9 protein-coding genes are annotated in these 10098 nt (G+C 64.0%); 3 read left to right on the forward strand and 6 right to left on the reverse strand.

Annotated features, from left to right (window positions below; translation table 11 throughout):
- Positions 1-156: 156 nt before the first annotated feature.
- Complete coding sequence (locus tag GX414_02540) at positions 157-1395, reverse strand: glycosyltransferase family 4 protein (GenBank protein ID NLI45968.1); 1239 nt, start codon at positions 1393-1395, stop codon at positions 157-159.
- The gene (locus GX414_02545) at positions 1392-2687 is read right to left on the reverse strand and encodes a protoporphyrinogen oxidase-like protein (GenBank protein NLI45969.1); all 1296 of its coding nucleotides are present in this window, start codon (positions 2685-2687) and stop codon (positions 1392-1394) included. Before GX414_02545 ends, GX414_02540 begins: the two co-directional genes overlap by 4 nt.
- A gap of 170 nt (positions 2688-2857) precedes the next feature.
- On the opposite strand from GX414_02545, the gene GX414_02550 reads away from it, so the two are divergent.
- The 3 genes from GX414_02550 to GX414_02560 all read left to right on the forward strand — a co-directional run bounded on the left by GX414_02550 (position 2858) and on the right by GX414_02560 (position 6611).
- Positions 2858-3781, forward strand: a complete 924-nt coding sequence (locus tag GX414_02550) for a glycosyltransferase family 2 protein (protein ID NLI45970.1) — start codon at positions 2858-2860, stop codon at positions 3779-3781.
- A gap of 10 nt (positions 3782-3791) precedes the next feature.
- The gene (locus GX414_02555; protein NLI45971.1) at positions 3792-5255 is read left to right on the forward strand and encodes a radical SAM protein; all 1464 of its coding nucleotides are present in this window, start codon (positions 3792-3794) and stop codon (positions 5253-5255) included.
- A gap of 102 nt (positions 5256-5357) precedes the next feature.
- The gene (locus GX414_02560; GenBank protein NLI45972.1) at positions 5358-6611 is read left to right on the forward strand and encodes an oligosaccharide flippase family protein; all 1254 of its coding nucleotides are present in this window, start codon (positions 5358-5360) and stop codon (positions 6609-6611) included.
- A 23-nt stretch (positions 6612-6634) separates the two neighbouring features.
- Here GX414_02560 and GX414_02565 read toward each other — a convergent pair whose 3' ends face one another.
- The 4 genes from GX414_02565 to GX414_02580 all read right to left on the reverse strand — a co-directional run.
- Complete coding sequence (locus GX414_02565) at positions 6635-7624, reverse strand: glycosyltransferase (GenBank protein NLI45973.1); 990 nt, start codon at positions 7622-7624, stop codon at positions 6635-6637.
- Between the two features lie 58 nt (positions 7625-7682).
- The gene (locus tag GX414_02570) at positions 7683-8990 is read right to left on the reverse strand and encodes a glycosyltransferase (protein NLI45974.1); all 1308 of its coding nucleotides are present in this window, start codon (positions 8988-8990) and stop codon (positions 7683-7685) included.
- Between the two features lie 207 nt (positions 8991-9197).
- The gene (gene thiE, locus GX414_02575; protein ID NLI45975.1) at positions 9198-9827 is read right to left on the reverse strand and encodes a thiamine phosphate synthase; all 630 of its coding nucleotides are present in this window, start codon (positions 9825-9827) and stop codon (positions 9198-9200) included.
- Positions 9817-10098, reverse strand: a 282-nt coding sequence (locus GX414_02580; GenBank protein NLI45976.1) for a hydroxyethylthiazole kinase, incomplete at its 5' end; no start/stop codon positions are given. The genes GX414_02580 and thiE, both read right to left, overlap by 11 nt.

The raw sequence follows: 10098 nt of genomic DNA on the forward strand, positions 1-10098 counted from the left end.
ATGAAAATCGACTCCGAGGTACAATGGTGTTGTCATTGTGTGCGCTCCTTTTGGCGCCGCGACCCCGGGAGCAATCACCCACGAGATTATATCTCGTGTCTCGGTGGCGCTAAAAGGAGCGCTCTTCTCATCACATCAACTTTCAACCCTCAACGCTCAACCCACGGTATTCAGCCCCAGGATGTCGAGGATGTCAGGAGCGAGCCGGGACCAGGCCAGCGTTTCGGCGACGAACTGTCTCCCGGCCGCCGTGCGGGCCGCGGCCTCGCCGGCCACCGCGGCGGCCAACGCCCGTTCCCAGCCCGATTCGTCATCGGCCAAGGCGATGAAGCCCCCGAAGTCGGCGGCGTCGGCGGACGGGTTGGCCACCACGGGCAGGCCGGCGGCCAGGTATTCGCGGATCTTCATGACGGCACGGTAGCGGTTGGCGCCCTCGGGGCGCAGGTAGTGGAATCCGGCGCGGCAGGCGGCGAGAATCGCCGGCACGGTGTCGTGGGGCGCGTAGCCGGCGAAGAGCAAGCGGTCAACAAAGGCGGCGGTCCGGTCGCGGAACTCGGCGAGACGCACGCCGTGCCCCAGCACCAGCAGGCCCCAGTCGGCGTGACGCGCCAGAATCCGCCCCAGGGTGGGGAGTACGTCCCCGAAGTCGGAGGTGATCCCCAGCGAGGCCATGTAGACGATCGTCTGGTAGCGGCCGGTGAACACGGCGATTTCCGGCGGCAGCGGCGCCGTGGGGGCTGCGAAGACGTCCATGTCCACGCCCTGTGTGATGCGGCGGAGCCGCTCCGGCGCCACGCCGGCTTCCGTTTCGAGATACTCCCGCAGCGGCGCCACGTGGTAGGAAACGGCGTTGAAGCGGCGCGGCCAGCGCCGGAACCAATGCCGGACCAGGCGCCGCTGCAGCCCCGGCGGATAGTATTCGAAGTCGAGGTCGTCCACGTCCAGGACGATCCGGGCGCCGCCCCGGGCGGCGGCCAGCGCCGGCAGTACCGCGTTCGGCATGGGCTTGAGCGCGTACACCGCCCGCCACGGCCGGCTCCGGGCGATCCGCCGGCCCCGCCACGTCGCCCGCAGCACCGCCGCCGCCAGGCCCAAGGCGGAAGGCGCGGCCGGTGGGATGTCATCGGCTTGCGCAGGCGAGCTCGTGTCCGGAGCATTTAATGAACGATGCGGTTGTACGCCGCCCCGGCGGTTCTCGGGAATGCCCACGTAGGCGATGCCGGGATGCGTCCGGGCCGGCAATCCCGCCGGCAGCCGCTCCACGAAGGTCACCGGCCACCCGGCGTCGGCGACGACGCGGGCCATGTTCCAGAACCGCACCCCCGACCCGCTGTCGGTGGTCAGGGCGGATAGGAACAGGATCTCGCCTCGCCCGACCGAAGAGGCTGTGTTCATCGCAGCGCCGTCCCCCACAGAATCCCCTCTCGGAGCGAGTCGGCGATTCCCTGAAAATGCCAGCGGCCGTAGCGTCCGATCGCCTGGATATCGTGCCGCTCGAGGAGGGCGAGCGCCTCCTGCTTCCAGGTCGAGTTCGGCCACGTCCAGGTGTAGGCAACCTCGACCCAGTGGCAATCCTGTACTTCGGATTCCTGCAAAAATCCCCAGTCCTGGAGTTCCCGGATCGCCTCCGTCGCGTACTGGCTGGTGGCGGCATCGTCCAGCCGTTTGCCGGCTGGGAAGGCGCGTTCGACGTAAAAACTGGCGGTCCGGCCAGAATCGCGGTCTGCCTGGGGCAGATAGCTGCGGTTCACGTTGCTGTAGATGCCCACGCGATGGAGGCCGCACCGGCTGTCCGGTACATACACCCAGTGATCGGGGGGGCAGCTCCGTCCCTTCGGCCCGCCTACGTTCAGGACGAGCACGGACGTGTAGGGATCCGGAGCCGATCCCGGCTGTAAAGAGGCCAGTGTCAGGGTCTGATCCAGGGGCAGGGTGGACAACAGGCGGTCGAACGGATCAACGGTTCCATCGGCGAAATGCAGGACCTTGTCGACAGGATCGATCCGGACCAGCCGGTGATCGTACCGGACGTCGACCCGCCGGGCGAGATCCGCCCACATCCGGCTCAGGCCGTTGCGGGGGTAATGGAACACCGTGTTGTACCCGGCCGTGCGCGGATTGCCTGCGGCGCCCGCGATCACCGCCGCGCGATCGATGGGGGACTTGTAGGCATCCTGAGGCGCCAACCGGGTCCACAGGCCGGCGGTGTACCGTTCGTGGAACGGGGCAAAGAAGAGCGCGTTCAGGGTCGGGCCGAAATTCGCTTCCAGCCACTCTGCCTGGGTGCTGCATTCACGCTGGGGCGGGTGCAGAATCTCCTCCAGGCACTGGCGGGCGACGGCCGGCTCCAGGCAATGCAAGTGGTTTTGAATGGGAAACGGTACAAACGTCCCGCGATGCGAAAAAAAGACGCTGGAAATCCGCTGGTAGGCGTCCAGCTCACCATGATGGGACAGGCACTCTTTCAGCGGGGCATCCAGGCCGAAGATCCAATGTCCGCCTCCGTGGTCGAAACGGTACCCTGATGGGTCCGGAGGGCCCAGATCCCAGCGGCGCTGCTTACCCGGTTTCAGCAGGTACGAGCGGCTCATCCCCCCCGGCACCGTGTCGGATTCGAACACCGGACAGCCGCAAGCGAATCCCGCCGCCAAACCCGTCGCCCCTGCGCCAACCACAAATTTCCGCATGCCGACTCCTCGAGTCTCCGGGAGATTATTTATACCGATTCTATGTGATTTGGAGGAAACAGGAAAGCTGTTTGCGAAATCCGCCGGGATTCGGTTGCCCCCGTCGCCGCACTCCAATGCATGTTGGCGCTCACGGAAAACTCATCTATAATGCCCGGGGATAGCAAATCATGATCGATGTGGTGATCCTGAACTGGAACAAGCGGCAGGCGCTGCTTGCAGCGCTCGATTCCCTGTTCCGCCAGAGTGAAACGGATTTTCGAGTGATCGTGGTGGACAACGCCTCCACCGACGGGAGTGCTGCCGCAGTCGCCGCCGCCCATCAGGACCGGATCCATCTCGTTGTTCACGACCACAACCTGGGCGGCACCGGCGGATTCAACTCCGGCATTGAACTTGCGCGCCGACGCGAGAACGAGGCGGTCCTGCTCTTGGACAATGACGTGGTCCTTGCTTCTGACGCGCTGGAAATCCTGATCAGCTTCCTGCGGCAACGGCCAACTGCGGGGGTCGTCGGGCCCAAAACGTTCTATAAATCCGATCCTCGGCGGATCTGGTGCTGCGGCGGTGTCTACCGGCCGTTGTTGGCCGAGACTACCCACAGGGGCGGAAACAGCATGGACGTAGGGCGTTACGGCGACCCCGCACCGGTCGGCTATATGCCGGCTTGCGCCCTGTTGGTGCGACGGTCCGTCATCGACCAGGTCGGCCTGATGGACGGGCGCTTCTTCATCTACAATGACGATGTCGACTGGTGCCTGCGCATTCGCAACGCCGGCTGGGAAATCTGGCTGGAACCCCGGGCCAGAGCATGGCACGATATCAGCTACCAGACGACTTCAATCAGCCCGCGGATTGCCTATTATTCCACCCGAAACCACGGTCTGCTGCTGTCCATGCATGGCCGGCGATGGCAGAGGTGGCTGGCGGCGATGCTCATTCCGGTGATCCTGGTCAAGCGGGAGTTGATCTTCGCGAGCGCCTCCCGGACCGCCGGCTGGTCGCATTGGCTGGCGCTCAATCGGGCGGCCTGGCAGGGAGTCCGCGATTGGCAGGCGGGCCGGTTCGGCGAGCAACCGTATATCGACCGTTAGGTGCAATCTCATGGAAGTCTGGTTCATCGAACCTCCGCCCACTCTGGACTGGCAGCCGTCATCGGGAGTTTCCACCGCCGGCCGACGGCACCCCTCGCTGAATTTCACCGGCGAGCAGGTCTACAGCTACATCAACCTGTCCGCCGCCGCCGTGCTCCGGAAAGCAGGCCACACCGTTCGGTACACTCATTGCCAGACGGAGGGAATTGATCGGGCGGCCCTGGTGTCGAAAATCCGGGAATTCCCCACCGGTCTTATCGTGATCATGGCCGAGCATATCAACTGGGGCGTGACTGCCGCGATCATCCGCGAAATCCGTCAGGAAAGCGATGCCCACGTCGTTCTCGTCGGGCCGTTGGCAACCGCCTTGGATCACGAGGTGATGAACCGCCTGGAGCCGGACTACATCCTCCGCCGCGAGTGGGATCTGAGCGTGTTGGCCCTCTCTCGATCCCTTGCCGATGGTACACCGCTGGAAGAGGTTCCAGGACTGACTTACCGCCGGGGCGGCGCGCTTCAACGCACTCCTGACAGCCCCCTGGTGGAAGACCTGGACGCTCTGCCGTTCCCCGCCTACGACCTGGTCCGGCTCGACCGGTTCTACGAATCGGTGTTCAAGCGCTTTCCCGCAGCCACCACCATCACCAGCCGTGGCTGTCCCTATCGGTGCGTCTTCTGCGCATTTCCCGAGACGATCTACGATCATCGGTATCGCGCCCAGTCGCCGGAGAGGGTGCTGGAAGAAGCCCGTTTCCTGTACCGGGATCACGGCGTGCGGGAGATCCGGTATGACGACGACACCTTCGAGGTGGACCGCGATCGGGTATTCAAAATCTGCGAGAATTTTCGCTCGGCCCGCATGGATCTCGTCTGGGCGCCGCAGTGCCGCCCGGGCAACGTGGACCTGGAACTGGCCCGGGCAATGAAACAGGCCGGTTGCACCTTCATCCTGTACGGCGTCGAGTCGGGAGTTGATGATATCCTGCAGAAGATCCGGAAAGGGACCACTACGGAGAGGATCCGCCAGGGTGTCAGGGCGGCGCAGCAAGCGGGCATCGACGTGCTCAACTGCGTGATGATCGGTTTCTACTGGGATACCCGGGAAACCATCCGAGAAACGATCGCATTCGCCTTCGAGCTGAATGCGGAGTTCACGCAATTTTCAATGCCGGTGCCCCTGCCGGGCACTGTGTATTGGGACTTTCTGGTCGGCGAAGGGGTGATCCGGCCGGACGATTGGCTTCGATCCGACAGTTTCCACGGCTTGGGCTTTGATCTGCCGCACGTTTCTGCGTCGGAACTCCAACAGATTCTCCGCAAGACGTACCGACGCTATTACACCCGGCCACGTTACGTCTGGATGATGGTACGGCGGGCCGGTCGATCCCGCGATGAACTGTGCCAGACCTGGCGCGGATTGAAGGCGCTGCTCACTCGTAACCGTCCGAGACCACCCGGGGTGAAACGAACCTGATTGAACAGGCACATGAGTCCGACCCGGATGAACGAAGTTCCCGCACCTGCTCACCCATCCCCGCCGTGGAGCGGCCGGCTTCGCGATTTGCTGCGAGGCGGCTTGTCGCACCAGATCCTCTCCCTATACGTACTGCAGGGTGTCAATTACCTGATCCCCCTGATCACCATCCCCTACCTGGCTCGGGTGCTCCAACCCGACCGGTTCGGAACGGTGGCCTTCGGGCAGGGCTTCATTGCCTACCTCGTGCTGCTGGTTTCATTCGGATTCAACTGGTCGGGTACCCGCCAGATCTCGATCCACCGGGATTCTCCAGCGGCGGTCAGCCGGATCGCTTCGACCATTTGGGCGGCCAAGACGATCCTGGCGTTGGCCGGACTGGCGGTGTTGCTGCTGGCCGCAGGCGCCGTAGCGAAGATCGGGGCCATCCTCCCACTCGCGCTCATCCTGTTTGGCGCGGTCATCGGCGAGGTGCTCATGCCCGTATGGCTCTTCCAGGGAATGGAACGCATGGCCGCCCTGACGACCATCAGCATGGCCGTCCGGATTCTGTCCACCGTCGGCATCTTCGCCCTGGTTCGGCGACCTGACGACTATCACGCCTATGCCGCTCTGCTGGCCGCCGACGCGCTGGTTGCGGGCAGTCTCGGAATGATGGCGGGCCTCCGGCGGTTTCGAATCCGCCTGGTCGTGCCTCGCTGGATAGACGTCGGTCGCCAATACCGGGAGGGATGGGCGCTGTTTCTGACCTGCGGCGCCAGCAGCCTCTACACGGTGGGGAATTCGTTCATTTTGGGATTGGTCACTGATCATGTGACGGTGGGATATTTCAACGCCGCCGAACGGCTGGTGCGGGCGGCCAACCAAATCTTGGTGCCCATCGAACAGGCGGTCTTTCCGGTGGTGAACAAGCTAGCCAGGGAGTCCCGAACGAAGGCCCTCCGTTTCGTCAGGCGGCTACTGCCCGTCGTGGCGGGAATCGGCCTGTTCGTGTCGCTGGGCCTCGCGCTGGGCGCACCGCTGATTGTGCGCGTCGTGCTGGGAAGCGGATTCGGCCCGTCCGCTGGGGTGCTCCGGGTGTTGGCTCCAGTGGTGCTGAACCTCAGCCTGACCACGGTCTGGTCCACCCTGTTGATGATCGCATTCCGGCGCGACTGGGCCATCTTGAGTATCATCGCCGTGGCGGGTGTGCAGAATCTGTTGGTTGGGGTGTTCCTGGCCCAATGGTTCGGAGCGGTGGGCATGGCTGCCGCCTATCTCGGCGCCGAGACCTTGGTCAACGTAGCGACATTTATCTATACGTTGCGGCAGGGTATCAATCCGCTGCGGATTCCGCCTTCGCCGCCAACCCGCTGAGCTTCCACACACACAAGCGCGGCCTATTCCCGAGGGATGAAAAATAGGGATGACAGAGTGGCGATGGTCTGGATCCAGACGCCACGAAGGCGATGGGAACGCCGGCGACGCAGGACCCGCCAGTTCAGGACGGTCAGGTGGTAGGGTATGGTGCAGCAGAACAACCAGGGATTTTCCCGGCGCAGGCACACCAACTGGTTGCGGATGCCCCACCGGTATTTCCCAAGGTTTTCCGGACGGTCCAAGGCGATGTCGACGTAATAATTGGAGGCGGTCCGGTGAAATACGCGGCTGTGCGGGGCGTAGGCGCCCGGGAAGCCCGCCCGTCCGATACGGGTTGTGTACTCCAAGTCATCGTACCAAATGAAGAAGTTGCGAAAGGGCAGCCCACATGCACGCACCACCGCCACCGGCACCAGAAGCGAGACGAAGGATGCCGATTTGACCAGCAACACCCCCTCGGTTTCATATGTGTTGAAGGGCAGGCCTCCGATCACCGGCTGGAGTTGGGGGAGATTCATGCGATGAACCTCCCCCGGCTTGAAGAGCACCTTGCTGCACACGAAACCGGGCGCGTGGCCGTGTGTGGCGAGTAGGGCCCATGCCCGGTGGAGCTGGAGCAAGGCGTCCGGCTCGGCGATGGTGTCATCATCCATCAACCAGAGAAAATCGACGTCGCCCGGCACGCTCCTCCGGATGCCCTCGTTGAATCCTCCAGCGCCGCCACAGTTGGTCGGCAGCCGGTAATAGTGGAATGGAACGGGCTCGGTACGACCGGTGGCGGGGAGCGCGCCCTGCAGCGATTGGACACCTTCTGCCTGGGACTCGGGGATCTGGGGCAGAATTCCCTGCTCATGTAGCGCTGTCGGCGTGCCGTCGGTGCAATGATTGTCGATCAGGACGACTTTGGCGAGGGGGAGCGACTGGCTGGCGACGGCCTGCAGACACTCCCGCAGTAAGGTTCGCCGGTTATGCGTCACGATGATCGCGGCGATTCGGGGTGTGTCCATCATCCGAGCGCCCTCCGGAAAACCGATGACAGAGGAGAACGGTATCGGGTCGGCTGCTTGCTCACGATACACTCTCCCTGTACAGGGCGGCGTAATCGGCGGCTTGGCGCTCCTGGGTGAAGTGGGCCAGGATCGTCCGGCGGCATTCCTGACGCATCTCGATCAGGCGCATCGGTGAACCGAGCAGAGTGGCCAAGCCGCGGGCGAGCGCTTCGGTTTCCCGGTGCTCGACGATGAAACCGGTTTTCATGTGCCGGACGAGATCCGGCAGACCGCCCGTCCGGAAGCAAAGGACCGGCGCGCCACAGGCCAGACTTTCCATGGCCGTGTTCGGCAGGTTGTCCTGGGTGCTGGGGATGACCATCAGATTGGACGCCGAATAGACCAGGGCCAAACGGCCCGGTTCCGTTACCAGACCCAGATCAAGAGTAAGGGGGTCGCTTTTTAAAGGACAGAAGTACTCACCCCGGCCGATGATCACCGGCCGGCAGTCAATCCCGTCTTTTTTGAGTGTGGAAATGGCGTCGGCAAAAAAGCGATATCCTTTTCGCGGATCGTTCAGGTTGTACGCGATGAAAAGGACGAGCGGCAGTCCGTCCATCGGCAGGTTGAGTTGCCGTCGTGCCTCCAAGGGATCGGTGGGGTGAAAGACCGCCGTGTCGATGCCGTAGGGAATGCAGAGGACTTTCCGTCCTTCAAACAACGGGCTGCGTGAGGCGATTCCGGCGAGCCATCGGGAAGGGGCGACGACCGTCAATCGTGGATGCCGGTAAAGGCGCCGTTTAAGCCGAAAAAGGGGGGCCGTTGTGTCCAGCAGCAGTCGGATGTATACGTCCTTGTGCGGGCAACGCCCGCAGCCGGTGAGCCACCGCTCGCATTCGAATGAATAGAAACAATGACCGGTCAGGGGCCACATGTCGTGCAGAGTCCAGATCACCGGCCGGTCGCGCAAGTGTTGAAAGAGGCGAACGGAAAAAATGTTCCGGACATGGGCGTGGATGTTGTGCAGGTGAATTAGCGGAGCCTCCCGAAAGAGGCGGTGGCCTCGGAGCGCTCTTCCCGTAGCGGAGTACATATTCTGGAATGCGCTGAAATTGAGTCCGGATTCCACCAGGTGTCGGAAGTCCCTTCGGAGCCTGGCCCATTGATCAGTCGGTTTGGAAGCAACGGTCAGGATGAATGGATCGTCCGAGAGTTTTTCGTTCACCATCATTCGAGATGGGTAACTGACGGATTGCAGACCCTGGTGAATTCTGAATGCAGCGATCCCGGCCCCGTGACCCAGGTCGGAAGTCGACAAGTGCAGTACCATCGGATCGACACCGGTCGGCTGGGCTGGGTTTGTTCTCGATTTCAGTTGCTGCGTCATCCGGCATCCAGGCATGAGCTGACTCAAACTTGGGTCATTATAGTACAGAAGCACTGATTCTACAGGGAACAAGAAGGATGGTATGGTCCGGGAGTGCCATGCGGCGGACGATCTGGTGGCTTGGATGGGTGGGCGCCGGGGTTTGCCTACTTGGCTGGATCCCCTGCCTTAGCCGGAGGTGTGGGGTCCGAAGCCGGTGAATGGGTGTCAAATTGTGAGCTGCCGCAGCTCGCTGGCGGCGGCGGCGGGGTCGGGGGCGGCGCAGATGGCGCTGACCACCGACACGCCCGCCAGGCCGATTCCCCTCAGTTCACGCACGTTGCCGGTGTGAATGCCGCCGATGGCCACCACCGGGATGCGCACCGCGGCGGCGACGGCCCGCAGCCCCGCCGGACCCAGCAGCGGGTCGGTGTCCAGCTTCGTGCCGGTGGGGAAGGCGGGCCCGGCGCCGAGGTAGTCGGCGCCGCCCCGCTCGGCCGCCACGGCTTCCGCCGGCGTGTTGACCGAAATGCCGATGACCGCATCGGGACCGAGGATCCGGCGAGAGGCCTCGAGCGGCAGGTCCTTCTGGCCGAGGTGCACGCCGGCGCAGGGGACGACGGCGGCCACATCCACCCGGTCGTTGATGATGAGGGGAACGCCGGAGCCCGCCAGCGCCTCGCCCAAAGCCAGAGCCAGGCGGTAAAATTCGCCGCCTTCGATCTCCTTTTCGCGGAGCTGCACGCACGTCACCCCGCCGGCCACCGCCCGGCGGACCAGCTCCGGCAGCGGCAGGTCGGGGCGCATCCGGCGGTCCGTGACCAGATAGAGCGCGAGACGGGCTGGATCACAGCGCATGGATCCGCGCCTCCTGCGCCGCCTCGACGGGCGTGATGCGATACAGCTCGTCGAGCAACGCCGTCTGGAACGAGGCGGGGCCGGCCGGCGCGGCGGCCGCGGCGCGCTCGGCACACAGGCCGAACACGGCCAGCGCGGCGGCGGTGGCCTCGACATGGTCTCCGCGCCCCGCCGCGGCGAACGCGCCCACGAGCGCCGACACCGCGCAGCCCGTCCCCGTGACGCGCCCGAGGAGCGGATGACCGTTGGCCACGGCCAGCAGGCGTTGCCC

This window comes from Acidobacteriota bacterium, assembly GCA_012517875.1.
In the GTDB taxonomy this organism is placed as follows: Bacteria; Acidobacteriota; JAAYUB01; order JAAYUB01; family JAAYUB01; genus JAAYUB01.